General features: G+C 62.0%; 26 protein-coding genes and 3 pseudogenes. 13 read left to right on the top strand and 16 right to left on the bottom strand.

The window, feature by feature from the left end; translation table 11 throughout:
- The first annotated feature begins 3 nt into the window (after positions 1 to 3).
- Positions 4 to 921: a LysR substrate-binding domain-containing protein gene (locus tag AX676_RS10705; RefSeq protein ID WP_066544296.1), complete on the top strand. Its 918-nt coding sequence runs from the start codon at positions 4 to 6 to the stop codon at positions 919 to 921.
- On the opposite strand, the gene AX676_RS10700 is transcribed toward AX676_RS10705, so the two are convergent.
- The 5 genes and pseudogenes from AX676_RS10700 to AX676_RS18290 form a co-directional block, all read right to left on the bottom strand.
- Positions 909 to 2,306 carry an aspartate ammonia-lyase gene (locus AX676_RS10700; protein ID WP_197417799.1) on the bottom strand — a complete coding sequence of 466 codons (1,398 nt, stop codon included), beginning with the start codon at positions 2,304 to 2,306 and terminating at the stop codon, positions 909 to 911. The genes AX676_RS10705 and AX676_RS10700 overlap by 13 nt on opposite strands.
- Positions 2,307 to 2,347: 41 nt before the next feature.
- The gene (locus AX676_RS10695) at positions 2,348 to 2,824 is read right to left on the bottom strand and encodes a RidA family protein (protein ID WP_066544383.1); all 477 of its coding nucleotides are present in this window, start codon (positions 2,822 to 2,824) and stop codon (positions 2,348 to 2,350) included.
- 111 nt (positions 2,825 to 2,935) lie between these two features.
- Entirely contained in the window at positions 2,936 to 5,593 is a 2,658-nt protein-coding gene (locus tag AX676_RS10690) for a TonB-dependent receptor plug domain-containing protein (RefSeq protein WP_231734710.1), read from the bottom strand.
- Positions 5,594 to 6,029: 436 nt separating this feature from the next.
- Positions 6,030 to 6,359, bottom strand: a complete 330-nt coding sequence (locus AX676_RS10685; protein WP_082731399.1) for a CopD family protein — start codon at positions 6,357 to 6,359, stop codon at positions 6,030 to 6,032.
- A 318-nt stretch (positions 6,360 to 6,677) separates the two neighbouring features.
- Positions 6,678 to 6,883, bottom strand: a pseudogene (locus AX676_RS18290) (TonB-dependent receptor plug domain-containing protein); the annotation flags it as partial.
- On the opposite strand from AX676_RS18290, the gene AX676_RS10675 reads away from it, so the two are divergent.
- Positions 6,824 to 7,063, top strand: a complete 240-nt coding sequence (locus AX676_RS10675; protein WP_066544287.1) for a MerR family DNA-binding transcriptional regulator — start codon at positions 6,824 to 6,826, stop codon at positions 7,061 to 7,063. The pseudogene AX676_RS18290 and the gene AX676_RS10675 overlap by 60 nt on opposite strands.
- Positions 7,064 to 7,069: 6 nt before the next feature.
- On the opposite strand, the gene AX676_RS10670 is transcribed toward AX676_RS10675, so the two are convergent.
- From AX676_RS10670 to AX676_RS10660, 3 genes are all read right to left on the bottom strand, one after another.
- Complete coding sequence (locus AX676_RS10670) at positions 7,070 to 8,443, bottom strand: hypothetical protein (RefSeq protein WP_062734668.1); 1,374 nt, start codon at positions 8,441 to 8,443, stop codon at positions 7,070 to 7,072.
- Positions 8,444 to 9,013, bottom strand: a complete 570-nt coding sequence (locus tag AX676_RS10665; protein ID WP_013849886.1) for a recombinase family protein — start codon at positions 9,011 to 9,013, stop codon at positions 8,444 to 8,446.
- Between the two features lie 118 nt (positions 9,014 to 9,131).
- Positions 9,132 to 9,704 carry a recombinase family protein gene (locus tag AX676_RS10660; protein ID WP_007407197.1) on the bottom strand — a complete coding sequence of 191 codons (573 nt, stop codon included), beginning with the start codon at positions 9,702 to 9,704 and terminating at the stop codon, positions 9,132 to 9,134.
- A 191-nt stretch (positions 9,705 to 9,895) separates the two neighbouring features.
- Between AX676_RS10660 and AX676_RS10655 the strand changes: the two genes are divergently transcribed.
- From AX676_RS10655 to AX676_RS10645, 3 genes are all read left to right on the top strand, one after another.
- A complete protein-coding gene (locus AX676_RS10655) occupies positions 9,896 to 11,296 on the top strand; it encodes a Mu transposase C-terminal domain-containing protein (RefSeq protein ID WP_066544285.1) in 1,401 nt (466 codons plus the stop codon).
- Positions 11,223 to 12,101 (top strand): AAA family ATPase, encoded by an 879-nt coding sequence (locus tag AX676_RS17325; RefSeq protein ID WP_009824028.1) that lies wholly within the window; start codon positions 11,223 to 11,225, stop codon positions 12,099 to 12,101. The genes AX676_RS10655 and AX676_RS17325 overlap by 74 nt, the downstream gene beginning before the upstream one ends.
- A 139-nt stretch (positions 12,102 to 12,240) precedes the next feature.
- Entirely contained in the window at positions 12,241 to 12,816 is a 576-nt protein-coding gene (locus AX676_RS10645; protein WP_066544283.1) for a recombinase family protein, read from the top strand.
- A gap of 74 nt (positions 12,817 to 12,890) precedes the next feature.
- Here AX676_RS10645 and AX676_RS10640 read toward each other — a convergent pair whose 3' ends face one another.
- The 3 genes from AX676_RS10640 to AX676_RS10630 all read right to left on the bottom strand — a co-directional run bounded on the left by AX676_RS10640 (position 12,891) and on the right by AX676_RS10630 (position 14,057).
- The gene (locus AX676_RS10640; RefSeq protein WP_066544280.1) at positions 12,891 to 13,343 is read right to left on the bottom strand and encodes a hypothetical protein; all 453 of its coding nucleotides are present in this window, start codon (positions 13,341 to 13,343) and stop codon (positions 12,891 to 12,893) included.
- A 64-nt stretch (positions 13,344 to 13,407) separates the two neighbouring features.
- The gene (locus AX676_RS10635) at positions 13,408 to 13,722 is read right to left on the bottom strand and encodes a helix-turn-helix domain-containing transcriptional regulator (protein WP_066544277.1); all 315 of its coding nucleotides are present in this window, start codon (positions 13,720 to 13,722) and stop codon (positions 13,408 to 13,410) included.
- The gene (locus AX676_RS10630) at positions 13,722 to 14,057 is read right to left on the bottom strand and encodes a type II toxin-antitoxin system RelE/ParE family toxin (protein WP_331710228.1); all 336 of its coding nucleotides are present in this window, start codon (positions 14,055 to 14,057) and stop codon (positions 13,722 to 13,724) included. The genes AX676_RS10635 and AX676_RS10630 overlap by 1 nt, the downstream gene beginning before the upstream one ends.
- A gap of 268 nt (positions 14,058 to 14,325) precedes the next feature.
- Here AX676_RS10630 and AX676_RS10625 point away from each other — a divergent pair, with 268 nt between their 5' ends.
- Genes AX676_RS10625 through AX676_RS10620 form a run of 3 tightly spaced genes read left to right on the top strand, consistent with a single transcriptional unit; the run spans position 14,326 to position 16,265 of the window.
- A complete protein-coding gene (locus tag AX676_RS10625) occupies positions 14,326 to 14,973 on the top strand; it encodes a ParA family protein (RefSeq protein WP_066544274.1) in 648 nt (215 codons plus the stop codon).
- Between the two features lie 4 nt (positions 14,974 to 14,977).
- Positions 14,978 to 15,268 carry a ribbon-helix-helix domain-containing protein gene (locus AX676_RS18285; protein WP_156441222.1) on the top strand — a complete coding sequence of 97 codons (291 nt, stop codon included), beginning with the start codon at positions 14,978 to 14,980 and terminating at the stop codon, positions 15,266 to 15,268.
- A gap of 43 nt (positions 15,269 to 15,311) precedes the next feature.
- Entirely contained in the window at positions 15,312 to 16,265 is a 954-nt protein-coding gene (locus tag AX676_RS10620) for a replication initiator protein A (RefSeq protein WP_066544273.1), read from the top strand.
- A gap of 589 nt (positions 16,266 to 16,854) precedes the next feature.
- Here AX676_RS10620 and AX676_RS10615 read toward each other — a convergent pair.
- Positions 16,855 to 17,580: pseudogene (locus tag AX676_RS10615) on the bottom strand (type IV secretory system conjugative DNA transfer family protein); the annotation flags it as partial.
- Between the two features lie 54 nt (positions 17,581 to 17,634).
- Positions 17,635 to 18,177 carry a MarR family winged helix-turn-helix transcriptional regulator gene (locus tag AX676_RS10610; RefSeq protein WP_010339851.1) on the bottom strand — a complete coding sequence of 181 codons (543 nt, stop codon included), beginning with the start codon at positions 18,175 to 18,177 and terminating at the stop codon, positions 17,635 to 17,637.
- 104 nt (positions 18,178 to 18,281) lie between these two features.
- On the opposite strand from AX676_RS10610, the gene AX676_RS10605 reads away from it, so the two are divergent.
- The 5 genes and pseudogenes from AX676_RS10605 (at position 18,282) to AX676_RS10585 (ending at position 24,406) form a co-directional block, all read left to right on the top strand.
- A complete protein-coding gene (locus AX676_RS10605; protein WP_010339850.1) occupies positions 18,282 to 18,758 on the top strand; it encodes a YkgB family protein in 477 nt (158 codons plus the stop codon).
- Between the two features lie 133 nt (positions 18,759 to 18,891).
- On the top strand, positions 18,892 to 19,476 hold the full coding sequence (locus AX676_RS10600) for a recombinase family protein (protein WP_010339849.1): 585 nt from the start codon (positions 18,892 to 18,894) through the stop codon (positions 19,474 to 19,476).
- 4 nt (positions 19,477 to 19,480) lie between these two features.
- Positions 19,481 to 22,459: a Tn3-like element ISMpo10 family transposase gene (locus AX676_RS10595; RefSeq protein ID WP_012449407.1), complete on the top strand. Its 2,979-nt coding sequence runs from the start codon at positions 19,481 to 19,483 to the stop codon at positions 22,457 to 22,459.
- A 33-nt stretch (positions 22,460 to 22,492) separates the two neighbouring features.
- Positions 22,493 to 23,206, top strand: a pseudogene (locus AX676_RS10590) (tyrosine-type recombinase/integrase); the annotation flags it as partial.
- 6 nt (positions 23,207 to 23,212) lie between these two features.
- On the top strand, positions 23,213 to 24,406 hold the full coding sequence (locus AX676_RS10585) for an IS91 family transposase (RefSeq protein ID WP_066478473.1): 1,194 nt from the start codon (positions 23,213 to 23,215) through the stop codon (positions 24,404 to 24,406).
- Positions 24,407 to 24,900: 494 nt separating this feature from the next.
- On the opposite strand, the gene AX676_RS10580 is transcribed toward AX676_RS10585, so the two are convergent.
- The 3 genes from AX676_RS10580 to AX676_RS17835 all read right to left on the bottom strand — a co-directional run bounded on the left by AX676_RS10580 (position 24,901) and on the right by AX676_RS17835 (position 26,432).
- Entirely contained in the window at positions 24,901 to 25,569 is a 669-nt protein-coding gene (locus AX676_RS10580; RefSeq protein ID WP_066478466.1) for a nucleotidyl transferase AbiEii/AbiGii toxin family protein, read from the bottom strand.
- A gap of 3 nt (positions 25,570 to 25,572) precedes the next feature.
- Entirely contained in the window at positions 25,573 to 25,812 is a 240-nt protein-coding gene (locus AX676_RS10575; RefSeq protein WP_231726115.1) for a hypothetical protein, read from the bottom strand.
- A 176-nt stretch (positions 25,813 to 25,988) separates the two neighbouring features.
- Positions 25,989 to 26,432: a hypothetical protein gene (locus AX676_RS17835; RefSeq protein WP_156437691.1), complete on the bottom strand. Its 444-nt coding sequence runs from the start codon at positions 26,430 to 26,432 to the stop codon at positions 25,989 to 25,991.
- Positions 26,433 to 26,451: the final 19 nt, after the last annotated feature.

Raw genomic sequence — 26,451 nt, 5'->3', positions numbered from 1 at the left:
GTTTTGAACCTCAGCCTGATTGAAGCCTTCAGCGCCGTGATGAAGACGGGGTCAACGACGCAGGCGGCGACGCTGCTGGGGATTTCGCAGCCGGCCATAAGCCGCTCGCTAAAGAGGTTGGAAGACACGACCAAGCTCAAGCTGTTCGAGAGGGCCGGGCCGCGCCTCTCTCCTACACCTGAAGCGAGCCTGCTTTACCAAGAAATTATCGACACCCAGATTGGCCTCGACCGCCTGCGGCAGTCAGTCGCAAGGATAAGATCTGTGGGAACCGGCTCTCTTCGGATAGCGAGTTCGGCTGCGCTCGGCCTCGCATTCGTTCCCAAGGTCCTCAAACGCTTTCTGGCTCAGCGGGCAGAAGTGTCGGTCACGTTTGAGATCGCGAACTCTGCCGCCGTCCGGAACTTGGTGGCGAGCGGCACGCACGACGTCGGCCTTTGCGCGGATGAGATTGACCGTGAGAACCTCGTCAGCCGACCCTTTGTGGAAACGTCCGGGGTCATCGTTATGCGCGCCGATCACCCCTTAGCCTCTGAGGAGGTGATCACTGCCGAACACTTGGATGACATGCCGGTGATTTCCCTGTCTCCCGATGACACGGCCCGAAAACAGTTGAATCGAGCGCTCGCGGAGGCTGGCGTCTCGCCTCGCATTTCAGTGGAAACTCAGTTTGCAGCCAGTGTCTGCCAGCTGGCCTTGGAAGGCGCTGGCATCGGGCTTACGAACTCGCTGACTTATCTGTCCGGCGGTTACGCCTCACAGGGCTTGGTTGCGCGCCCGTTCAGGCCTCGGATAGCGTTCCGTTCGCTCATGATACTGCCGCCACATCGCGCCCGTTCTCGACTGGTCGATGAGCTGGTGGTGTTGCTGGAGGAGGAGCGAGATAAGATCTTTGAGGCATGTACGGATCAGTTTGGCTGAGCTTGCTCTCCGGCGCCCGTAAGGCGATCGAAAAGCGCCAGACTGTCAGGTTCGCAACTGGCAATCGAAGTACGAAGGTCAACGCCTCGGTCGAGGGCCGCCTTGGCAATCACGGCACATCTGGCATAGCCCAGATGCGGGACAAGAGCGGTCGCGAGCGCAGTTGTCTGCAGAAGGTTTTCTCGGCAGGCCGCTTCGTCTGCGATAATTCCGTCGACGCAATTAATCCTGAGGGCGTCCATGCCCTTTATCAGTAGATCTACAGACTCATGGATGGACCACATGATGATCGGCTCAAACGCGTTCAGCTGGAGCTGTCCCGCCTCGGCAGCAAAGGTGATCGTGGTGTCGGCGCCGAATACCCGAAACGCAACTTGGTTCATGGCCTCCGGCATGACGGGATTGAGCTTGCCGGGCATTATCGATGACCCTGGCTGACGCTCCGGCAATCGTATTTCCCCAAGGCCGCCGCGCGGACCAGAAGACAACAACCTTAGATCATTCGAGATCTTCGAGAGCTTTGACGCAACGCGTTTGAGAAAGCCGCTGTAGAAGACGAAAGCCCCCATGTCCCAGGTGGCTTCGATCAGGTTAGCCGCGCGCGTCACGTGGAGGCCCGACACTTCGCGTAGGGCGTCGACGATACGCTCGGCATAACCGGCGTTGGCACCTATCCCCGTCCCGATCGCGGTGCCGCCCATATTTACCTCCAGAAATAGCCGTCCCACCTCCGCTGCCCTTGCGCTGTCTTCCTGGAGCGTAGCTGCGAAGGCTCCAAACTCCTCTCCGAGCGTCATCGGAACAGCATCCTGAAGCTGCGTCCGCCCTAGCTTCCGAACGTGCGCAAACTCTTTTGACTTGATCCGAAACGAATGCTCCAGCCGCGCAAGGGCTTTCATAAGCAGGCCATTCAGGTCGAAGACCGCGAGCCGGACCGCGGTGGCGTATACATCGTTGGTCGACTGAGAGCGGTTCACATGGTCATTCGGGCTCAGGATCCTGTGATCCCCGGGAGAGTGACCAAGGAGGACAAGTGCTCGGTTTGCCAGGACCTCGTTCATGTTCATGTTCGTCGATGTGCCAGCACCTCCCTGGAACACGTCGACAACAAACTCGTGATGCCATTCTCCGGCGATGATCTCATCGCAGGCCTGGGCGATGGCCTCGGCGGTCGGCGCATCGAGCTCGTCCGTTTGAAGATTGGCTCGGGCGGCCGCCTTCTTGACGCGGGCCAACGCCACGATGAGCGTCGGCATTTCCGCGATAGTGCGGCTCGAGATGGGGAAGTTCCGGAGCGCCCGGACGGTCTGGGCTCCATATAAGCGTTGTGCTGGGACTTCCACTGGCCCAAGCGGGTCGTGCTCGAGACGAATGTCGCTGCCCATTGATCACCATCGGCCTCGGGGGACCATTAAAGCCGGAGACGTCAGAGATTGAGTGGTCTGACCGCCACGACCGCATCGATTTCGACAGCGGCGCCGAGCGGAAGCGACGTGACGCCCACCGCGCTACGAGCATGGCGACCAGCATCTCCGAACAACGCCAGAAATAGTTCACTGGCACCATTAGCGACCTTCGGTTGGTCGACGAAATCCGGCGTCGAACTTACAAAAACGCCAAGCTTGACGACCTGCTCAACACGGGCAAGCGAGCCCAGAGCACTCTTGATTTGCGCAAGGACCATCAGCCCGCTCGCCCGCGCGGCGGCGGCGCCGTCTTCCAGGTTCATCTGATCTCCGAGCCGGCCCTTCACCAGTTCGCCATCGCGCATCGAGAGCTGCCCCGAGATATGCAGAAGGTGTCCTACCAGGAGTGTCGGCACATATGCCGCCACCGGAACCGCTGCTTCGGGCAGCACAAGGCCCAGAGAGGACAGCCGAGCGTCGATATCAAGATCGGTCACTTCATTCTCCGCCACGGCGATGACTTACTCCTTGCTCCCGTGTTTTGGCCACTTTGAGGACAAAGTGAAACTCAGACCGGGCTCATAGCCTGGACACCGACATTGGCGCGTTCAGTAACGGAATGTCGCCTTCGCATAGAGGAAGCGACCACTGATCCCGTAGGGGCTGATGTTGGCGTAAGGGAAGATGCCTGCGTTATCGGCGCCATTAGTTCCTGCTGCAACGCTCGCGACCGTGGAAGCGAGCGGACCTTCCGGATACTGATTGAACAGGTTGGCGGCACCTATTCCGAGCGTCAGACGATTGTTGATCTCATAGCTGATATCAATATCAGCAATGATGTCGGCCCTGAAGCGCTGGATGATATCTGAGTTCGCTGCGTTAGCCGGTGATGGCACGAGCTTGACGTTGTAGCCGGGCGTCAACACTGCGACTCTCGCCGGCGTGACATTTGTGAGTGCCACTTGCGCCACCTTGCCATAGCGCGTGCCGGTCAAGCTCACATTCCACGGACCACTGGCCCAAGTCAGATTGAGTGTCTGTTTGTCCTCTGGCGTGCTTTCGGACAATCGTATCTGCTGCGTCAGGTCGACAAGCGGAGTGGTAATGCCGATCGCCGTAAGTTCGGCTGGCCGTCCCCCCAGTCGATCGAACTTGGTGCGATTGAAGTTTGCGGCGAAAGTCGCAATCAGAGATCCGGCCCCGAGGTCGGTACGATATCTCGCTGTGAGATCGATTCCTTCCGTCGTCGTATCGACCGCATTCGTCAGGAATGCCGCAGCCGCAATGTCAGGAACGCCCCTTTGCGCCAGGAAGTTAGTCAGCGCGGCGCTCTGGAAATTTGATGAGATTGCGATGCGATCGTCCAGCTTGATTCGATACGCGTCGATCGTGAGAGCGAATCCGCCGCTTTCGAATACCGCGCCAACCGACACGTTGTCGGACTGCTCGGGTTTCAGCGGGGTAGCTCCGATCAGCCTTGCGACAGGATCGTTGACCGAGAATATGCGCACGGCGAGCAGCTGGCCGTTTACGAAGGAAAAGTCGGTCTGGCTGTAGAAAGACTGCGCCAGAGCTGGCGCACGGAAACCGGTCCCAAGAGAGCCACGCAAGGCCAATCCATCTGTCAACTCAAGGCGGCCGGCCAGCCGGTAGTCGGTCGTCTTCCCGAAATCCGAGAAGTTCTCATGACGCACGGCAGCCGAGATCAGGACGCGATCGGCAAACTCCTTCTCCACCTCGGCATAGATCGCTCTGCTGTTCCTCTTTCCCGGCAGGACATCGGAGGGCGACACGCCGATAGCGGACTGCGCGCCAACTGGAGCCGGTCGGCCGGCGTTCGGCCCGTCAAGAACGCGGATCCCGCCGTTTGCGTAGCTGGCAGGCTCGCCTGCTATGAGACGGTAAAATTCCTTTCGATACTCAGCGCCAAATGCAATCTTGAGCGGCGAACCATCGCCGAGGTCGATCTCCCTCGAGAGGTCGAAGTTTGTGGTCCACTGACGGAAGCGCGACCCGCCCCTAAAGAACGAAGTCGGGCTCTGCGCCCCGAACGAGGCGTTGACAGAGTTTTCCACTCTCAGCTTGTTCTGTGAAATTCCGTAGACGGTGGACAAGTCCCAACGGAAACCGGCGAGGTCGTCGCCTTTTATGCCAAAAGCGGATGAAAAATTTGTAAGCCGCGAGACTTGCTCCGGCCTGAAGCCGTCTGGGAAAATCGAACGTACGTTTTCATCTTGACCAGCGCGGCGGAAGAAGTTGAAGCTTGTTCCCTTGAGGCGATTGTATCCGCCAAACGAATAAAGGCGAATGTCGTTGGTCAGGGGAACCTCAGCGTTAACAAAGAAGCTCGCATTGTCGTATTCGGGTTCGCCGTAAAACGAGGTGTCACGATCGAAGGTCGCCTCACGCGGGTCCAGCGTCCCGTTCGACGGGGTCAGACCCACACCTGAACCAAAGTTACCGGATGGCAGCACGAGCACACCATTGTTATTCCCGAAATACTGCTGTCGGGTGTCGGGCCGCGCCCGATTGGTGCTGAAGTGCTTTTGGTAGGACCCCGTAAGGCGGACAAAGCCGTCTCCCGCGATTGCAAAGCCGTGGGCGAGCGACGCCTGATAATCTTCGCCATCGCCTTCGGTCGTCATACCGAAGCGGGCTTGAGCAAGAGTTCCAACACTGTTGTCGAGTTGAAGATTGATCACGCCCGCAATAGCATCTGAACCATATTGCGCAGCTGCACCGTCGCGAAGAACCTCGACGCGCGCCAACGCCGCCACCGGGATGGCATTGAAATCGTAGGCAACGTCGCCGCGCCCGATTTGATTGTTCGAGTTCAACTCGGCGTTGGTGTGGCGGCGCTTTCCGTTGACCAACAGGAGAACTTGTCCAGTTGACAGGCCTCGCAATGTCGGGGGCGTCAAGAAATCGTTGGTACCGGCGGAAACCGGTCTTGGGGTGCTGAAGCTTGGGACGACCACCTCTAGCTTGCTTTGCAGATCGGAGTTGCCCGCCCGAACAAGCTCCTCACCGGAGATCGCATCGATCGGAGTAGGTGAGTCAGTCACCACGCGAGGGCCAAACCGCGAACCGGTTACAACGATGTCCGATTGGGCCGAGGTATCCGAGGCCGCCTGGGTATCACTCGATGAGGTCGCTGCTTCCTGAGCAGCAGCGGGGGTCGTCCAGCCTAGAACTGCTAAGGACATCACGCCAAGTGAGACGGCAGACGATAAGGATCTTTTCCCGGTCTTGCTTTCGGTACCCACGACGTCCTCCCCTCGAGATCGTTTTTTATGCGTGTGCTAAGCCGGTCACGCATTTACTTTAGCATTCGATAGCCTGTTGTTCTCGCCAGACTGATCTGGACTGTCATCGTCCTTTCATAAGTTCGCTTGGCGCTTAACCTCAAATGCTAATGAGGTAGCTTCGATGCGAAATGGTTATACCCCCCCCGCCCTCGATGAAGAGATCTGATGACCGCCGACGGGGCCAGCTGCATATCGGCACTCCGGGCCGATTACTCGATCCGACATGTTTATCGAACGCTCGCCCTAGAGACTTCCACTTGGTCGAGCGGCGACGAGCTAAGGAGCGGGATTTGCCTCGGCCCCCCGACGCTCGCACGCGACATGTGGTCGGCGATTAGATATCGTCGGTCCCTTGCAGCGGCTGTCGCTGCTGACAGATGCTCTCCGCTGACAGTCAATCGCCCGGCGACAATGTGCGAAGGATCGCCACGACGGCGAGAAGACGAAAACCTAACGGCGTTTCGGCCATGATCGCCCGCCACAGCCGGAAAACGGCCGTTACCTGCCCCCCGCCACCCAGTATTGCTCTGATGCTCGGCACGAGCTGCCACCGATTGAATGCCGCAAGCCCAAGCATCCCGAAGAACAGAGCGAGCTTCAGCATAAGCATCCACCCATAGGTAATCGAGAACATCACTGCGAGGTCATCGATGCCGACAATGGCGATCAGGTTAATCGATCCGGTGACCAGAATCGCACCAACTGGTTGAGCGGGCCGGGACACAACAGCGTCACGTCGGCGGTGCCCGCGCTTGAGCGGTTCTCGAAGGGCCCGTCAGGTCTCCCTCGAGGCTGCATAGGCTACCCAGTTATTGCGCGAGAAAGTGCCTGCTTGGAGGGGTCCAAGCCCGCAAAGCCGCTCGATCCGGCGGGCAAGAAGACCCGATCCGTCGGACTGGGCGTGTCGGGATCCAGCACGGACGCAAAGGGTCCGACTTGATAGGACTCAAGCTTCCCGGGCGTGACCTCCCACGTCTCGCGCCAATACTCCGGCCAGGCCGCCAGGTTGAGCGGCTTCGCAAGCCCAAGCTCGAGCGGCGCACGCAATGGCATCGGAGCCGTAGTTGGCCGATGCGCCGTCGCGCAGAACCTCCAACTGCCCAATAGCGATTGACGGAATCGTGCGAGATCCGGCCCTTGCGAGCCGCGGATGTAGGGAATGTTCGACAGCTGCACCGTGGCGCCACGATGGCGCCGCTTGCCGTTGACCAGAACAAGCGTCTGATCAGGTGGAAGGCCGCGCAAGCTGTAGCTATCGGCGAGTTGTCGCGCCGAACCGGCGTGAACATCGAGACGATCCGCTATTTCGAGCGTGTCGGCATTGTCGCGACCCCACCCCGCACGAGCGGGGGCCGGCGAGTATATGAGGGCATCGCGTGGAAGGTACGCCAGACAACGCTAAGCGAGAACATTTCAAGAACCGTATGATGGCCGTTACCGCCGGAGGTCGCTAAGCCCCAGTTCTTCCCACATCCATGTAAAGTCATAGGTGCCCATCGGATCGGCGGTGCCCGATTTTGCCGCGCCATTTTCGATATATTTGAGCCAGTCGGCTACCTTTACCCGCCCCGCCTTTGTACAGGCCAGAACGCGTGGCGTCTTGTGGCTGAGGGCTGGGACCGGCTCATCGAGCGTTTTCGTATATTCACGGGTCAGCATATCGTGAACGATGCGCTCCATTTCATGCGGTGGAATATCCAGCGCCTCGTCCTGTGGCGTGCGGGCGGCATCGTCGGCCATAACCTGATCGAGCGTCCGGATTTCGGCCATAGGCGCGCTCACGCAATCACCAAGCCATTCGCCCATCTGGGTAATTGCTCGCTCCGCGCGGGCGGCACTGTTTACCTCGACGATCAGCTTGCGCCCTGCCAGTTCCACATTGGCAAAAACCGGCGTGCCGTCATCCATGGTCGTGACGAAGGCCCGCTTGCCTTTGGTCGCTTGCGGCTTCTTGTTCTTCGTCGCTGGTGCCAGCCAGTTCCAGAAACTGTCGCTGGCAGGTTCCAGCCATTGTGCCGCGTTCAGCCTTCGGATCAGGCTCTTGCCGACCACGCCTTTCGCCAGCGGAAAAACGATACGGTGGAACACCAGGTCATCGCCGTCGGCGTTGACCATATCCGGCGCGCTGCCGGGCATGGCCTTGCCCAGACAGTCGAGCAGCCACATGTTCGTGAACATCGGTCCCGATGCTCCCAGAAGCGCGTCCCGATCGGACGGGTCCAATTCCGCAGTGTCCTGAGTTTCGTCGGCAAGTCGGGAAAATGCATCGACCACTCGCACGGCGCCCTCAGCGCTGAACGGCAACAGCGCTCCGGAAATGCCATGGCGCCCGTTCACGTCGACAACCCTTGCGGCGATCTTGTCCCAGTTGACCAGGGTCTGGGTTGCACCGTGTTCGCGCACCGTCACCGGAGCAACGTCGCGCAGCAGATCGCGCAAGGTCATCGACTGACCAGGCACGACTTCGCTGACCTCATAGAGCGACATGACCGTATCGCGTAACGCGCGCATATAGGCCTTGTTCGGCGCCTTTTCGTTCCAGCCCCGGCGCTTGAGATAGTCATCGACCAGATTGCGACCGTCGGGTTCCAGTTCCTGCGTAAGCAGATCTTCAAAGGCGCAGCCCCATAGCGGCCCTTGCCAGTGATCGCCAATTATCTCGAATATGGCGTCAGGCTCGAGTCCGGTCGCTTCGCTCGCCGGATCGAGATGCGCGGACAGCATTTCGGCCAATGCCTCATCCCATGGCGCGCGATCCGCATATTTCATCAGGCCGGAAAGATCGTGAGCCGATTTCGATCTGGACATTCAGATGGGCCTTTCCACGCCGAGGCGGCGCATTTCTCGATAGATGGTCGATCGGCCGATGCCGAGTTGTCGTGCTGCTTCTGTCGGCGAGATGCTCGCTTCGACCAGTTTGATGGCGGCATGTACCTTGGACATGTCGAGCGGCTGACGGCCGGGCAACTTGCCTTTGGCGCGCGCGGCGGCGATCCCATCCCTGGTTCGCTCGGAGATCAGTCTCCGCTCGAAATGGGCGATGGCCCCGAACACATGGAAGATGAGTTCGCCGGCGGCCGACGATGTGTCGATCTTTTCCTCAAGACTCAGGAGCGCGATGCCCTGGCCGCGTAGCGTCTCGACCGTGGTGAGCAATTCGGCGAGCGAGCGCCCAAGCCGATCGAGGCGGACCACCGCCAGCGTGTCGCCCTTGCGGGCATAGGCGATCAGTTCGGCCAGACCGGGCCGCTCCATGCTCTTGCCCGACATGACGTCGGTGAACACCTTGATCGCGCCGGCCTCCTCCAGACGCATGGTCTGTCCAGCCACGTCCTGATCGCCGGTGCTGACGCGGGCATAACCCAGAATATCGCCCATCCCGTGCGTCTCCCAAACGGTCGATTGCGCGACAGCCGGGCCGATCGCGGCCGAGATCACTGTAAACGCTCGCGCTAAGTGGCGGCATTCTGATCGCGCTATTTGTCGGCGAGCGTCGCTACGCGGCTACCGGCTTGGTCTCGGCCGATCGCACATAGGCGTAGAGTGTTGGCTTGGAGATGCCGAGCATCGAGCAAATCTTGGCGATCGGCATCGTGTTCTCGTGGTAGAGCCTGACGGCCAGGTCGCGCTTGTCCTTGCCGAGTGCGGCCGGCCGGCCACCCTTCTTGCCGCGAGCGCGGGCTGCGGTGAGACCGGCCTGGGTCCGCTCGCGGATCAGGTTGCGCTCGAACTCCGCCAATGCCCCGAACAGGTGGAAGGTAAGCTTGCCCGACGTGGTGGTCGTGTCGATCGCCTCGTGCAGGCTCAGCAGCCCGACCTTTTCCTCGTCGAGGTAGGTCATCCATCCGATCAGATCACGGAGCGAGCGGCCGAGCCTGTCGAGGCGCCAGACCACCAGTGTGTCGCCGGCGCGAAGCAGCTCCTTCACCTTTTCCAATCCAGGGCGAGCGGCAGTCGCCCCGGAGGCCTTGTCGGTGATGACCTTCTCGCAGCCGGCAGCCTTCAGCGCATCACGCTGGAGGTCCAGGTTCTGCTCGGCGGTCGATACGCGGGCGTAACCGATTTTCATGCGTAGGGCCGGTGGCGCCCCGATCGGGCGCGGTTTGGGAAGAAAGTCGTCATCGGCAGGTCTATGTTGCCCTAGTTTTCTTTACCGGGTAGATTTACGTCGAACAGGCCGGTTTGGCAACGCGAGCGGACTCGCATGGCGATGGGCAGGCAAATCTCCGTTTTCCTTACCTGCGACACGGACCGTCGGCGGTGACGCATCCGGCGCTTGTCCCGCCGCTGGCGATCGAGCGCTACCGCGTCCTTGAACCGCACCTCGCCGATGGCATCCCGCTCGCGGACCTCGCCCGCACCGACACGCTGAGCGAGCGGACGTTGCAGCGCTGGCTCGGGCGCTACCGTGCCGAAGGACTTGCCGGTCTCGCGCGTCTGCCGCGCAACGATCGGGGCAGGCTGCACCTGCCGGAACATCTGGTCGAACTGACCCGCACTCTCGCCACCAAGCGCCCGCGACCCCCGGTCGCCGCCATTCACCGAAAGGTGCAGGAACTCGCCATCGCGCATGGACACCGAACCCCCAGCTATGCGGCCGTCGCGCGTGTCGTCAGGGCGATACCGGCAAGCCAGATCGCCGCAGCCTCCGATCCGGCCGTCTACCGCGACCAGCACGAGCTAGTGCATCGGCGCGAAGCCGCGACCTCGAACGAGATGTGGCAGGCCGATCATACCGTTCTCGACATTCTCGTGCTCGATGATGCCGGAACCCCGGTGCGTCCTTGGCTGACCGTCATCGTTGACGATCACAGCCGAGCCATCGCCGGTTACTTCCTCAGCCTCGATGCCCCCAGTGCCCTCAACACGGCGCTCGCCTTGCGGCAGGCGATCTGGCGCAAGCCCAATCCCGAATGGATCGTCAGCGGCATTCCCGAACAGCTTTACGTCGACAACGGCTCGGATTTCATCTCCGAGCATATCGAGCAGGCGTGCATCGCCCTCAAAATCCGCCTCATCCATTCGCTGCCGGGGCGTCCTCGCGGGCGCGGCAAGATCGAGCGGCTGTTCCGCACCATCAACGACATGTTCCTGCCCGACCTGCCCGGCCACCTGATCGCGGGCAAGCCGCTGTCGGCGCCAGTGCTCACGCTCGACGAGCTGCGCGCCCGCTTCGAGGCGTTCGTGTGCGGCGTCTATCATCGTCGCCCGCATGGCAGCACCGGCGAACCGCCGATCACGCGCTGGCAGAAGGGCGGGTTCCTGCCCGCAATGCCCGACAGCCTTGAACAGCTCGACATGCTGCTCGTGCACGTGCCCAAGCCCCGTAAAGTGCTGCGCGACGGCATCCGTCTGATGGGCAGGCGCTATGTCGAACCCACGCTCGCGGCCTTCGTCGGCGAGCAGGTCGAGGCGGTCTATGACCCCCGCGACCTGACCGAGATCCACGTCTACCACCAGGGCCGGTTCGTCTGCCGTGCGCTCAGCTCCGAGCACGCTGGGCACCCGTCGTTGCGCGCGATCCAGCGCGCCCGGCGCGGCGCGAAGGAGCGCGACAAGCAGGTGCCTGCCCCCACGGAGACCTTCGATGGCGACCAAGAGGATACGGCTTCCCGGCCCACCACCTACCGAGGGCTCCGGCTCTACGCCGCTGACGATTGAGTTCCTGGTCGAGCAGCCGTTCCTGGCGACCCGCGAACATGCCCGGTTCGTCGAGTTTGCCGAAGCCTGCGCGCACTACCGCTATATCGGCGTGTGTCATGGCCGGCCGGGCGTCGGAAAGACGCGATCGGCGCGCGAGTTTTCCAGCTTCCCCGACCTGGGGGAATATGCCGCGCTCCGTCCCATTGCCGCGCTCCTTGGCGAAAAGGTCGCTCGCTGCCGCGCCGTCTTCTACACCGTGTCGGTCAGCAACACGCCCAAGACGATCGACGCGGTGTTGGGCCTCAACCTCATTAAGCTGGGCTATGCCCGGCTGACGGTCGCGGGCGGCTCGCAGGACGAAATCACCCATGACGCCGCCCGCATCGCCTGCCCCCTCGTCATCGTCGACGAGGCCGACCGCCTGACCATAAAGTCGCTCGAACATCTCCGCGACATGGCCGATCGCCACGGCTTCGGGCTGATCCTGATGGGTATGCCGGGCTTGGAGAAGCGCCTCGCCCGCTATGCCCAGCTCTACTCGCGGATCGGCTTCGTCCACGAGTTCAAACCGCTTACCGAGACCGAAATGCGGCTGCTGCTCGCGACCCACGCCGGCGATTTCGGGATCAGCTTCGACCCGGCCCAACTCGACGCGATCGAAGCGCAGGCAGCCGTGATCCGCATCACGCGCGGCAACTTCCGGCTCATGGAGCGCCTGTTCGCGCAGATGCGGCGGATCATGACCCTCAACCGCGTCGAGGAGGTCACCGCTGACATCGTTCAGGCCGCGCGCGATTGCCTCGTCATCGGACCCGGCAACTGACAAATAGCGCGATCAGAACGCCGCCATTTAGCGCGAGCGTTTACAGATCACGAAAACGGCCTGTTCAGTTTCCGAAAACCGTCCCTTGTTTCCTTCTCCGGAATCCGGCTAGGTCGTGTCGAGTTTTCGGAGAAGCCCCTTGCTCGTCGGCTATGCGCGCGTGTCCACCAGGGACCAGTCCCCTGCCCTACAAATCGAGGCGCTACGGCAAGCCGGATGCGAGCGCGTTTTCATGGAGAGGGCGTCGGGCGCGCAGCGCGATCGGCCGGAGCTGAAAGCTGCGCTCGACTATCTTCGTGCCGGCGACACGCTGGCGGTGTGGAAGCTCGACCGGCTCGCGCGATCGGTGCGGCAGCTCGTCGAGACGGCCGAAGATCTCGCCAAGCGCGAGATCGGCCTTAAGGTGCTCACCCAGGCGATTGACACCACCAGCCCCGGCGGGCGGTTGGTGTTCCACGTCTTCGCGGCCGTGGCGGAGTTCGAGCGCGAACTGACCCTGGAGCGCACCCATGCCGGGCTTGCCCAGGCGCGGGCCTTGGGGCGGCGCGGCGGGCGCAAGCCGGCGATGGGGCCGGCCGAGATTAAGCGGGCCAAGGCGATGCTCGCCGATCCGACTATTACGGTGGAGGAAGTGGCGCAGCAGATCGGGGTGCAGCCATCGACGCTATACCGGCATATTCCTGGCGGGCGCAGCTCACTTAGCCAACCGGCCTAGATGGAGGCCGTCTGTTCGACGGCCGCGTTTTTGTCCCACCACCCAACCCGGGGGCCGGTCCTACGGCCCGGCAGTCAGGCGAACAGGTCGCCGATCGCGCGCAGCCGGAACGCGTTGAGCCAACGGCGCCGGCGATGTTCAGTGGCATCGTGGACCATGTGGCAGCGCTGACAGAGCGCGGCGAGGTTGCGCGGCCGGTTGTCGCCGGGATCGTGGTTTAGGTGCGCGCTGGCGAGGACCACGCGCGTGATCCGAAGATAAGCGGGCGGGTCGATGCCGGCGAGACCCGGTTGCGCCCGCGCCAGCTCGTCCGGCGACGGCAGATGGCGAAGACCCCTGCCCTGCCCGTCGCGCCAGGTCGCGGCGTCCTCGTCCCACCATACTCCATCGCCCAGGTGCAGCACGTCGCGGCCGTGCGGACGACGGCAATGCTCGCAGCGCCCTTTGGCACGCTGGAACCGGATGAGGTTGGACAGCTCGCGCCAGTCGATCGGATAGAGCCAGCGATGTTCACGCGCGATCGGCATGACGATTCTATGAGTCATGGCCGATGAGAACGAAAGAGGAAAGTTACCACTTTCAGGGTTCAAATCACGCCGCGCGAACTTCCAGTGTTACACCCGATGCTCGTTGCAGCGTGCTGATGACCGAAAACAGGTTGTCGGCAGCCGGATTCCCCGCCGGGCTGAACATCCGCATCAGACTCTTGGACGGTCTTCCGGTTTGTTCGGCCAGTTCCTCGAAACCCACCGTCGCCTTGATGTAGTCGCGCAGGACCGCCTTACCCGTATCGATGTCACCGACGAGGAAGGCGTTAACGGCTTCGGTGAGGAGTGCTGAGCGAAACGCTGGGTCCGCTTGAACACGTGCGCGCACGGTGTCTTTGAAGTTGCGGGTGAGAGCCATCACGATCTTCCTTTCTTCCGCGCCTTGTAATCCGCCCACAGCGACTTGGCGGCGTCGATATCACGCTGCTGGCGTTTCTTCGTCCCGCCGCTCAGGAGGATGACGAGGGTTTGGCCATCCATTCCGAAATAGATACGATAGCCAGGTCCAAAATCGATCCTGTATTCCGAGACGCCCTCTCCCACCGGTTTGACGTTGGAAAGCGCGCCCCGTTCGACCTTATTCAGCGCCACCACCACTTTTGCGGCCGCTACCGCATCCAGCGCGGCGAACCAGAGTCCGAAGGGGCTTTGCCCTTCCCCGTCCTCATACTCCTTTAGCACCATCAGTTCCATATATGTTACCATTGATCCAATCGTCAAGGGCTGGACGCGCCCTAACGGGCCGCGCTCTATCTCCGCTTCGCAGCTCCGATCGAGCCGCCATGCTGGCGTCTCGTCCCTGACGGCTACGATCGCTCGCGCAAAAAGGGAGGCCGCCGAGGCGGCCGTGCTGTTGTCCCACCCACCCAACCCTGGGGTCACCTTCAGCCGGCAAGAGAACGGTTGTGCAGTCCTGCCATTCTGCATACTATCACGTCATCAATATTGGGAGTGTGCACACGTGCATATAATCACGCTTGCGGCACAAAAAGGCGGCGTCGGCAAAACGACGCTCGCGGTCAATCTGGCGGTCGCGGCGCAAGCGGCAGGCATCAGGACGGCGCTGTTCGACCTAGACCCACAGGAAAGCGCAACGGCGTGGAGCGAGCGCCGTGAGGCCGAGCTACCTCATGTAGAGCCAATCAGCGCGCGCCGCTTGAACCAGGCGATCGACGCGGCCGAGGCGAACGGTTTCGACCTCACCATCATCGACACGCCTCCGGCAGCCGGGGCCGAGGCAGCCGCAGCCGCGCAACGGGCCGATATTGTGCTGATACCGTGCCGCCCTTCCCTCATTGATCTCGACGCGATCAAGCGCACGGCCCAACTCATCATCAGCACCGGCAGGACCGGCTTTGTCGTGCTCAATGCGGCCCCGCCTACGGCAACGACGCTATTGGATGATGCGAGGACACTGGCGGAGGATACTGGATTAAAGGTCGCGCGCGCAGTCATCAGGGAGCGCAGCGCCTATCGGGCAGCATGGCCCTACGGGCTTGGCGTGACCGAGCACGAACCCAACGGCAAAGCCGCCCAGGAGATTGCGTCGCTTCGCCAATTCCTATTTGATGAATTGCAGAATTGCACACCTGCAAATGTGAAGGCTTGATATCATGGCACGACGTTCCTCACTCCTAGCGCCCGCCGTCACCACAAAGGCAAAGCCCGAGTCCGCATCCCCCGAGCGTGCAGCGCCTCAACCAAACGCGCGCGCTCCCCGATTGAGCGGGCAACGTCCGGGCAAATATCACTTGGGTGCTTATTTCGATCCCGCCGATCCAACCGCCGAGGCGTTCCGGGTGTTGGCGGCACGAACGCGCCGCAGCCACCAGGACTTGCTGGCCGAAGCGATTGCCGAGCTGGTCGCCAAATACGACGCCGACAAGCAGTTTGGACGTGCTTGAGCGTGTGCACACATGCAAATCTGCAAGCGTGCAGGATTGAACAATGAAGAAGCGGCGTGACCCTAGTCCGGAGTTCGACCTGTTCCTGCCAATCATGGGCGACCTTCCGCTCAAGGATCAGCGGGAGACGATGGAACGACCGTTCTTTTCCTTGCAGAAACGCAAGCGGGTCAAGCCGATCGAATATACCAGCCCGGACGGCGCGACCTGGGTGAAGATCGAGGCAATACCCGCCTACGGCATGGCGACGATCTGGGACGCCGATATCATCATATGGGCCACGTCGGCGCTCAATCGGATGCGGGAGCAGGGGGTCAACGACCTGCCCAGGACGCTGACAACCACGTCCTACGACCTTTTGCGGGCAATCAAGCGCAACACCAGCGGGCGCGCCTATCAAGACCTTCAAGCCGCTCTACAGCGGTTGCAGACGACTTCTATTTCCACGTCGATCCGCGCCCCGAAGCGTCGCAGCAAGGCGGGTTTCAACTGGCTCGACAAATGGACGTTGGAGGTCGACCCCGAAACCGACCAGCCCCGCGGCATGACCATCACCCTGTCGGATTGGGTTTATGAGGGGATCATGGCGGAGCGGTCGCTTCTCACCATGCACCCCGATTACTTCCTGCTGACCGGCGGGCTTGAGCGGGCGCTGTATCGCATCGCCCGCAAGCACGCCGGCAACCAGCGCGGCGGGTGGACGTGCCGGGTGGAGGTGCTGCGCGACAAGACCGGCAGCGACAGCAAGCCCAAAGAGTTCAACCGGATGCTCCGCAAGATCGTGGAGATCAACCAACTTCCCGATTATGCGGTCGAAATGGTGGCGACGAACGATGGCAGCCCGGCCATTCAATTCCGGTTGAGAGGGGAGGCGGAAGCCTTGGCGCTCTCCGAGCAGCTCCAGGCCGAGCAGGATCGGCGCGACCGCATGGAGGCCGATCGACGGCGCACCACAGAGGTCGATGACCTCATGGACCGACTTTCAGGCCGCTCCTAACTATCGTGTTATCACACACCGCCACCCCCAGAAGCGGCGAGGCATGGTTGGAATCATCGGCGGCAAGACTTCCCAGGATATGGGCGATCGGCGTTCCCGAGCCGTGTGCTATCGTGTTTTCACACACCTTTGACTCGTGTTTTCACACACCGCACTATCGTGTTTTCACACACCGAATCACGTGTTTTCACCCACCGGCGGTTCTGGCAAGCTGTTGATTTCCTTACTGAAACAAGGCCGTTTTTTCGGCTTAACCTACTTAACGATTCATATTTAACAGAATCTTTTAACGTCGAACGGCCCGCATCGAGGCAGGGAACAGAAGGGACCAACGGAATCGGCCTACCGGCCGATGCGCTTTCGCTAGGTGCCGCCTACGGCGTCACAGAAGCGGCGCAAGCGCCGCTGGCTAGGCGGGAAAGAAGTAAGGCAGGTGGGCGGCGCAATCACTCACTACGGCCGCCCAGGCGCGCCGTGAGGGCAGGGGAAGGGATTCGGGTGGTTCGGGAAGCCTGACGCGGCGAGCGTCACCAGCAGGGCTTAAATCGGTCAGGCCGCTCCCAGCTTCATTCGTGCTTTCCGCGATCAATCACGCTGGATCGAACCGCCCGGCGAACTCGCGATCGGCATAGTAGCGCAGCTTGGCGGCGACGATCGGTCGCTGGCCGGCGAGGAACAGGAGCTGGCGATCGGGGCGTAGCGTGCGGACTTCATCGGGGGTGAGCAGCGCGCGGCCGACATTCTGCTGCCCGTAGGAGATCCCGGTTTCTTCCGCGTCGATCGCGCGGCTCATGGTCTCGAACACGACGGTTTCCTGCCCCGCCAGATCGGAGACGAGCTTGGCGCTGTCCTGATCGTTGACTCCGAACACCTGGAGGACGCCGGCGTTCGACAGAAAGGTGCCAGCGCGCTGGCCGTAAAGCGCGCGGAGCTGGTGGACGTCTTGGAGGATCGGCCAGAGCTGGACGCCATAACCCGCCATCAGCCCCATCGCGCGTTCAACCGGTTCGAGACGGCCGAGCGCCGCGAACTCGTCGAGCAGGAACAGTACCGGCCAAGGCGGACGACCGGGCGCGCGCGCCAGCTCGGTCAGGGCTTGCGCCACCATCAGCCGCAGCCAGCGGGCATAGCTGGCGAGCCGATCGGGTGGCAGCACGAGGAACACCGTCGCCGGCGCGTCCTTCAATCCGGCGAACGTGAAGTCCGAGCGTCCCAGCACCGCCGCCATGCGCGGGGAGTCGAGGAAATGCGTGTGGCGTTGCGCGGCCGACAGCACGCCGGCGGCTTCGCGGTCGGACTTGCCGAGCTGACGATTGGGGGTCAGGACATAGAACGGGCACAGATATACGCTAAGCGTCTCTGCGCGCACTTATGGGTCGACTCTATGCGTCGACGACTCCAGCATTCCAAAGGCATCCATCGGACAGTTGTAGCATCGCCTCTCGTCGCAGAGCCGGCATATCGTCAGCGCCGAGACAGCGTCGTCAGACATCTGCGCAAGTATTGTCTCGGCAATACGTTCCAGCACGAGGCGGTCAGCATTCGAGACATGGCTAAGGATTTCGGATAAAGTCTCGTTTCTTCGTTGCAGGATCGCAGATAGGCGAGTCTCGCCTGCCTCAGTGAGCATCAGCGCTACTGCACGACGGTCCCGTAGCGCTTTGGATCGAACGGCGAACCCGGCTGCAACCAATCGATCGACAAGCCGCACCGTCCCCGCGTGGGACAAGCCTAGCACCCGTCCTAATTCGTCGATCGAAAGACCGGTCGCGTGACCGATGACGACGATCGCCGCGGTGGTTTCGCCACCGCCGGGTATCGTCGGGTCGAATGCCGCCTTCTTAATTCGATCGGTGATGCCCACTGCGAGGGCGCCGAACAGATTGACGAGCCGGTCCGAGAGTACGTTCAAAGGGTTGCCTCATTCATTGACGGCGCATAGTGTATGCGCAGCGCATATATCACGCCTGTCTAAGCATGAAGGCAGGTCATGCGCCATGATGAAAGCGAGGCACCATGTTTTCGACATTACACATAGCTGAAAAGACGACCGGCTCTCGCGGGTCTCTCGCGTTGCTGCGCTGGGCGCTGGTGGTCATCTTTCTCTGGTTCGGTTGCATGAAATTCACGAGCTATGAAGCGATGGGCATCGCGCCATTGATGAAGAACAGTCCGATCATGAGCTGGATTCCGGCCGTTTTTGGGGTGCAGGGTGGAAGCTATTTTATAGGCACCGTCGAGCTCGCGACGGCCGCTGCGCTGATTATCGGTGCTTTCAACAAGACGGCCTCCGCTCTCGGCGCGGCGATGTCATGCCTGACTTATGCCGTGACACTGACGTTTTTCCTGAGCACGCCTGGCGTCGCCGAGCCGACCGCTGGCGGGTTCCCGGCGATTTCGGCCGGAACCGGACAGTTCCTGTTGAAGGACCTGGTGCTTCTTGCGGCATCAGCGTGCCTTCTACTTGCGTCCATACGGACAGCAGACGCGTGACGGCAAACAGGTGATAGGCGACGCTCCGGACCTGCGCTTTTGCCGAACCATACCCGCCTCAGCCCATAACGATCGACAAACCCTGTCGCTTTGATAGGGTGTTCGAAAACATGCTTTCGAGGGTTTGTCGTACATGCTGGTCGGATATATGCGGGTGTCAACGACCGATGACCGCCAAACGGTCGATCTCCAGCGGGACGCGCTCGTCGCAACCGGGGTCGATCATCGGCATCTCCATACCGACAAGGCATCCGGCGCGCGCGACGACCGACCAGGCCTGAAAGCCTGCCTCGACTATCTGAACGCGGGCGACACACTGATCGTGTGGAAGCTCGACCGGCTCGGACGCTCGCTGCCGCACCTGCTGACGATCGTCACCGATCTGAAGGCGCGCGGCATCGCGTTCCGGTCGCTGACCGAGCAGATGGATACGACCACGCCGCACGGCGAATTGCTGTTCTCGCTGTTCGGTGCATTGGCACAATATGAGCGTGCGCTCACGCGCGAACGGGTGATGGCGGGACTGGCTGCTGCCAAACGCCGGGGACGCCAAGGTGGCCGCCCGCCGATGATCGACGCCGAAACGCTCGAGCGGATCACCGCCGCGCTGGATGGCGGGGCCAGCAAGGCGTCCGTCTGCCGGACCTTCAAGGTGCCGCGTTCGACCCTTCTCGGCACGCTTGCCCGGATCGGCTGGACCGCACCGGCCAAGGTCTAAGCCGATGCCGCGTCGCGCCGTCCTGTCGGACGAGCAACGCGCGGCGTTGCTCGCGCTTCCCGACGACGAAACCCTGCTCGTCCAGCACTGGACATTGAGCCGGGACGACTTGGCCATCATCGTCCGCCGGAGGCGACCGCATAACCGGCTGGGTTTCGCGATCCAGCTTTGCGCGCTGCGCTATCCTGGCCGTTTCCTGCGACCCGGTGAACTGATCCCTGATACGCCGCTCGCGTTCGTCGCAGAGCAATTGCAGGTCGGACCCGAGGTGCTGGCCGACTACGCGACGCGCGGCCCGACCCGGTACGAACAGCTCGATGCACTGCGCGATGCATTCGGCTTCATGCCGCTCAGTCGGCCGCTGCGAACGACGTTGCAGGAATGGCTCCTGCCGATCGCGCTGACGACGACCAGCGGGGCTAGGCTGGCGCGCGTGATGCTGGATGAGTGCCGGCGACGGCGCATCATTGTGCCGGGCATCAGTTCGGTCGAGCGGATGGTCGCACAGGCGTTGCTCGATGCCGAACGCCATGTCGCCGAGCATCTGACCCGAGGACTCGATGCTCGACAGCGCCGGCTGCTCGATGCGCTTCTCCTGCCCCACACAGGCACGAACTTGAGCGATCTGGCCTGGGTGCGGCAGTCACCCGGCAAGCCCGGCCGAAAGACATTCGCCGCCATCATCGAGCGACTGACACTGCTTCGGGCCATCGGGATCGATCCGGATATCGCCGTAGGCGTCCATCCCGAGCGCCTCCGACGCCTGTGCCAGGAAGGCGTGCGGCTGACCGCGCAACATGTTCGGACGCTGCAAGCGACGCGGCGTCGCGCCACATTGGTGGCGACCATCCTCGAAACCATCGTTACCCTCACCGACGATGCGGTGCTGATGTTCGATCGCCTGCTTGGGCAGATGTTCCGGCGCGAACAGAACAGCGCGGACACGACACTCAAGCGCAACCGGCGCACCATCAACGGCAAAATCCGGCTGCTTGCCCAACTCGGCGCTGCCTTGCTCGCCGCCAAGATATCAGGTGGCGATATCGGCGCTGCGGTCGAGGCAGCGATCGGATGGAATGATCTCGGCCGCGAGGTCGATGAAGCCCGCAAGCTGATCCGCCCCGATTCGGTCGATCCCGTCGCGGTCGCCGCGACCAATTACCCCGTCCTCCGACAGGTCGGTCCCTCGTTCATCGCCTCGTTCACATTCGGGGCGGTGCCAGCCTGCCATGCGCTCGCGCGAGCGGTCGCGATCATGCGCGACCTTCATTTTGGTCATCTGCGCAAATTGCCTGCAGGCACGCCAGTCGGCTTCATCCGGCAAGCTTGGCGTCGGGCGATCGGCACCGGCATTCCCGATCGCAGGATCTATGAATTGTGCGTGCTGGTCGAGCTTCGCGACCGGCTTCGCGCCGGCGACATGTGGGTCGAGGGAAGCCGACGCTATCGTGCTGTCGAGCAGCAACTCATTCCTGCCCCCGTATTCGCCAACATGCGCGCGGCCGGCCCCTTGCCGATACCGGCACCGGATACGGCCGATATCTGGCTGGCCGAACGACGCGCCCGCCTCGCCCGTCGATTGGCCGAGGTCGAGCGAAAGGCGGAGACGGACGCGCTGGAAGACGTGCAGCTCAGCTTGGGCAGGCTGCGGATTTCGCCCTTGAAGGCGATTACTCCCGAGGAATCCGATACCGCCCTTGCGCCGCTCTATGCGCATCTGCCCGCGATCCGCATCACCGACCTTCTTGCCGAAGTCGATCGATGGACCGGGTTCAGCCAGTGCTTCACGCATCTGCAAAGTGGCCGTGCCGCGGATGAACCACGTGCGATCCTCACGGCGGTGCTCGCCGATGCCACCAATCTGGGCCATACGCGCATGGCGGAAGCCTGCAATCTCGTGACCCAGCGCCAACTCGGTTGGCTCGCCTCATGGCATCTGCGCGAGGAAACCTACGGTCGCGCGCTCGCCCGGCTTGTCGACGCCCAACACACCGCGCCGCTGGCCGCGCTGTTCGGGTCCGGCACCTCGTCCAGCTCAGACGGTCAGAACTTTCCGCTCGACCGCCGCGCCCAGGCAACCGGCGCAGTCAATCCGCACAAGGGGACAGAGCCGGCTGTCTCCTTTTACAGCCACGTCTCGGATCGCTACGCGCCGTTCCATTCCACAGTTATCTCCGCTTCGGCGAGCGAGGCGGCACAGGTGCTCGACGGGCTGCTCCACCACGGCGCCGATCTGCACATCGAAGAGCATCACGTCGATGGCGGGGGCGTCTCCGACCATGTGTTCGCGCTATGTCATCTGCTTGGGTTCCGGTTCGCGCCGCGTATCCCGAATATCGCCGCACGCCGTTTGCACCTGTTTAACGGCATCGAACCCGGCCCCGATATTGCGCCGCTGGTCGCGGGCCGCATCGACGAAGGTCTGATCGAGGCACACTGGGACGACGTGCTGCGACTGGGAACCTCGATCCGCACAGGCGTCGTCAGCGCCTCGATCATGCTGGAACGGCTCGGCTCCTATCCACGCGCCAACGGCCTGGCACTGGCGTTGCGCGAGATCGGTCGCGTCGAGCGTACCCTGTTCACGCTCGACTGGATCGAGCAGCCCGAACAGCGTCGCCGCGCCACCCGCGAACTCAACAAGGGAGAAGCGGAAAATGCCCTGAAACGCGCCATCTTCTTCCATCGCATCGGCCGTATCCGCGATCATGCGCTGCAAGCCCAAAGCCATCGGGCGAGCGCGCTGAACCTCGTCGCCGGTGCCATCGTCCTGTGGAACACGACCTACCTGCAAGCCGCCCGGATGCATCTCGCCAACCTCGGCCGGCCGGTCCCGCCGGACCTGCTGCAACACCTATCACCGCTCGGTTGGCAGCATATCAATCTCACCGGCGATTACCTCTGGACCGATCCCGATGCGCCATCCACCGCGCTCAGACCGCTTCGCCAGATGCGCGCCGTCGAAGGCACGGCAAAACCTTAGCGTATATCTGGGTCCGTTCTGTGTACCGACCCCGAGTTGGGCGTGCCGGTGCCGACCATGAACGCCATCGTGTCGGCGTTGCGGTTCTTCTTCATACAGACGCTCGATCGGCCAGACCTGGCGCGCAAGCTGGTTCGCATGCGGCACGTGCGCAAGTTGCCGGTCGTGCTCAGTCAGGACGAGGTGGCGCGGCTGCTGGCCGCGACCACGTGCCTGAAGCATCAGGCAGCGCTGTCGGTCGCCTATGGTGCCGGATTGCGTGGCGCCGAGATCGCCGGCCTCAAGGTGCGCGACATCGATAGCGAGCGCATGCTGCTGCGGGTCGAGCGCGGCAAGGGCGGGCGGTATCGCAACGCCATGCTCCCGACGGGGCTTCTGGCGTTGCTGCGAGAGTGGTGGCGGGTTGGTCGACAGGAGGGCGTATTGCACGTCGACGGCTGGCTGTTCCCCGGCCAGCACTATCTCAAGCCGCTCAACACGCGGCAACTGCACCGTATCGTCGTGGAAGCGAGCGTAGCGGCGGGCATCGGCAAGCGCGTCGGGCCGCACACGGTGCGGCACTGCTTCGCCACCCACCTGCTCGAGGACGGGATCGACGTTCGCATCATCCAGACGCTGCTGGGGCACGCCAAGCTGGAGACCACCGCCTATTATACGCAGGTTGCCACCCGGGTGCTGCGCAATGTGACCAGTCCGTTCGACCGGCTGGCGATGGCCGCTATGGAAGCGAGAACGCCCAGCGGCTGAGCGGGCATGCGCGCCTCCATCGAGGTCGCCGACATCTTCCGTGCCGCGGGGTCCGCCTACCGGGTCGTGCGTGCCGGACATCTGAGCCTGGACCAGCTCAAGGTGATGTCGGCGATAGAGACCTGCCGCACCGCCGTGATGGGTGGTCACGTCGATGCCTGCACCGACTGCGGGCATTGGCGGGTCGCCTACAACTCCTGCCGCAACCGGCACTGCCCGCGGTGCCAGGGCGCGACTGCGCGCACCTGGCTCGCCGAACGCAAGGCCGACCTGCTGCCGGTCGGCTACTTCCACGTCGTGTTCACGCTGCCCGCCGAGGTCGCTGACATCGCGCTCCAGAACAAGGCAGCGGTCTATGGCCTGCTGTTCCAAGCGGCGTCCGAGACGATAACGACGATCGCCGCCGACCCGAAGCATCTCGGCGCATGCATCGGCATCACCGCCGTGCTGCACACCTGGGGCTCGGCGATGACCCATCATCCGCACGTCCACATGATCGTGCCGGGCGGCGGGCTGTCGCCAGACAGAAGACGCTGGATCTCGTCGCGCCCGGCGTTCCTCCTGCCGGTCAGGGTGTTGGGCAAGCTGTTCCGCCGCCTGTTCCTCACCAGGCTGATGGCCTTGCATGAGGCCGGGCGGCTCGCCTTCTACGGCGGTATCGCGCACCTCGCCGACCGCCGCGCGTTCCTGCGCCACCTGTCACCGGTTCGGAAGAAGCGGTGGGTCGTCTACGCCAAGCCGCCGTTCGCCGGGCCCGAGACGGTGCTCGCCTATCTATCGCGCTACACGCACCGCGTCGCGATCTCGAACAGCCGACTCATGCGCTTCGACCAGACCGGCGTTACCTTCCGCTACAAGGATTATCGCCGGGGCGGTGCCGACCGGCAGCAGGTCATGACGCTGACCGCTGACGAGTTCATCCGCCGCTTCCTGCTCCATGTCCTGCCGAAGGGCTTTCACCGCATCCGCCACTACGGCCTGCTCGCCGGCGCCACCCGCAAGGTCGTGCTCAACCACGTCCGCCAGTTACTGGGGGTCGTCCCGCCGGCCATGATCGACGCGCACGCCGAACAGGAAGACGTCCGTCCGCCTTGTCCGTGCTGCGGCGGGCACATGGTCATCGTCGAGACCTTCGAACGTCAGCGTCAGCCCCGCGCGCCTCCGACTCCTGCGCCACTATCCGGGATATCGGCGTCGTGACCCGGCATGGCCTGACAGCGACAGACCCTGCAGCGCCCATGCTTGCGGAGACGATGCCGTCTGCGCCGATGGCCATCAGATGGGCGACCACATCGAGCAAAGCCGAGCTTCTCGCGCCAGCGAAGCTATCGTGGCCACCCAAACTCGGACAGTCCGCATCCAGACTCACGCCCGCATCCGCCATGTCGCGGGTCACCGAAACCGGCTCAAAACCGAAAACCCCATAGCGAACCGCTTGGGGCCCGCGGGTTCGGGCCTCCAAGACTTTCGTACGCCTGCCGGCATCCGAAACTCTTCAGGAAGACGGCCTGGCCGCTGTCCGCCGATCAACCCGCGAAAGCGGACATTGATCTCGTGGTCAGCCCATCTCAAAATCCAGTTCCTTAATCGGAGTGTCGGTTCGATCCCGACCGCCCGCACCATCTAAACTCAATCTTCCGTGCTTTTAGGTGCGCCTATGTTGGTCTTACTCGGTGCTGCACTCACCCCTCGGTTCAAAGCGCGGAGCGCAATAACCTTTGCGTGACGGATTGCGCTTCGCCGACGAGAGGTCGTGTTTGATCGCGAAATAGAAGTTGACCGTTAATGGCTTCTGCAAAAGCGGGCTTCATCGTTTCCGCGGCTTTGAGCGCGGTAGCACAGCGGTCGATTCCGCATTGCCGAAGCGCGGCGACGACATAATCATCGCCGTAGTGACCCACGACCGCCGCCAGATCGAACATATCGCGAGGCTGCATATGGCTGCCGCGATAGAAGATCTTTTTCGCGATGATTTCGGAGGGCCTTTCCAAGGCCACATTCTGCCCACGGATCGACTGTGATGCGGTCGGATCGTCGGTGATATCGGCACAGCAGATAAAATCGATTTCGCCCATACCCTCGAAGATAAGCTTGATAGCACGGGTACCGTCGCTCTGATAGGCGTCTGGCTGCCGGTCGAGCGCATAGGCCTGGGTTACGGGATTAAGAAACGGCAGGATTTGCGGGTCGTCGATAAACAGATCGATATCGTGGCTTTCGCGATGATCAATCTGCAGCATCAACGCGGTTCCGCCACCAAAACTCCACATCGGCCGATGCCCGACGGCAGCTTCAGCCTGATCGATCAGTTTTATCGCGATGTCGAATAGAAGAGGCCATTGGCTAGCCCCCGGTGTGAGCACCCGTTACGCTGCCAGAGGAAGCGAGTAGCCCGACATTTCCGCAAATTGCGAAGCGGTCTGATGCGCGAGGTTAATATCCACGCCCATGGCGACGATGAAAGCTTCCTGGATTTTTGGGCTAACTTCGGAAAAGAACGCAAAAACCGAAGCGTCATAGGTGCTGGCGCTCTGCAGGTCGGCGATCTTCGCGGCAAGCGCATGGGCGGAAAGGTTCACCCCATAAGGGGCGTTGACCGTCGCCATCACTTGAGTTTCCACGCTTGTCATCTTCCGCTTTCGTTAGCTGGATCGCGTTCAGATCCCAGAATATAGGCTTTTCCGGTTATCAAAACAAGAATGCTACCCTGCGATAGCTCGTGATCGACCGTTCTCTCTAGGTAAAACCGCAAAGATAGTTACGCGGTTCCGCCAAAATTGGCTCATTTGGCAGGGAGCCGCTTCGTTTTAGGAGCCCCTAGCGACCCGGAAGATTGTTCCAAATTCGCCGCTGATTCGACACTGCGCGGTGCGAAACTCAACACCGGTAAAGGGCGCATTATCAAACCGGCTTGTGAAGTAAGCGACGCGACCAAGGCCCGAAAATAGGGATAGGTCGCGATCTTGCCAACGCGCTCGACAAACAGCTCGCATGCGGGCTGGTCGCACTCTCCATCGATCCTGTAGCTGATGAGGTAGGTGGCATTAATCGAGAGAACTTTCCTCCGAGCCTGTCGGCAAACAACCTCAAAACCCAGAACGCCGTAGAGCGACCCTGATTCTGATTCTAGGAAACTCTCTAATAGACCTGCCGTCACATTATTTTGCCAGGCATCCGGATCGAGATCGAGCGCTTCCGGCTTCATTTCGAACTTGCTCACGGTCATTCGAATACTTCGTAGATTG

This window comes from Sphingomonas sp. CCH21-G11, from assembly GCF_001555965.1.
In the GTDB taxonomy this organism is placed as follows: domain Bacteria; phylum Pseudomonadota; class Alphaproteobacteria; order Sphingomonadales; family Sphingomonadaceae; genus Sphingomonas.
Note: the sequence above shows the minus strand (reverse complement) of the source record. Positions and strands in the feature narration are given on the sequence as shown.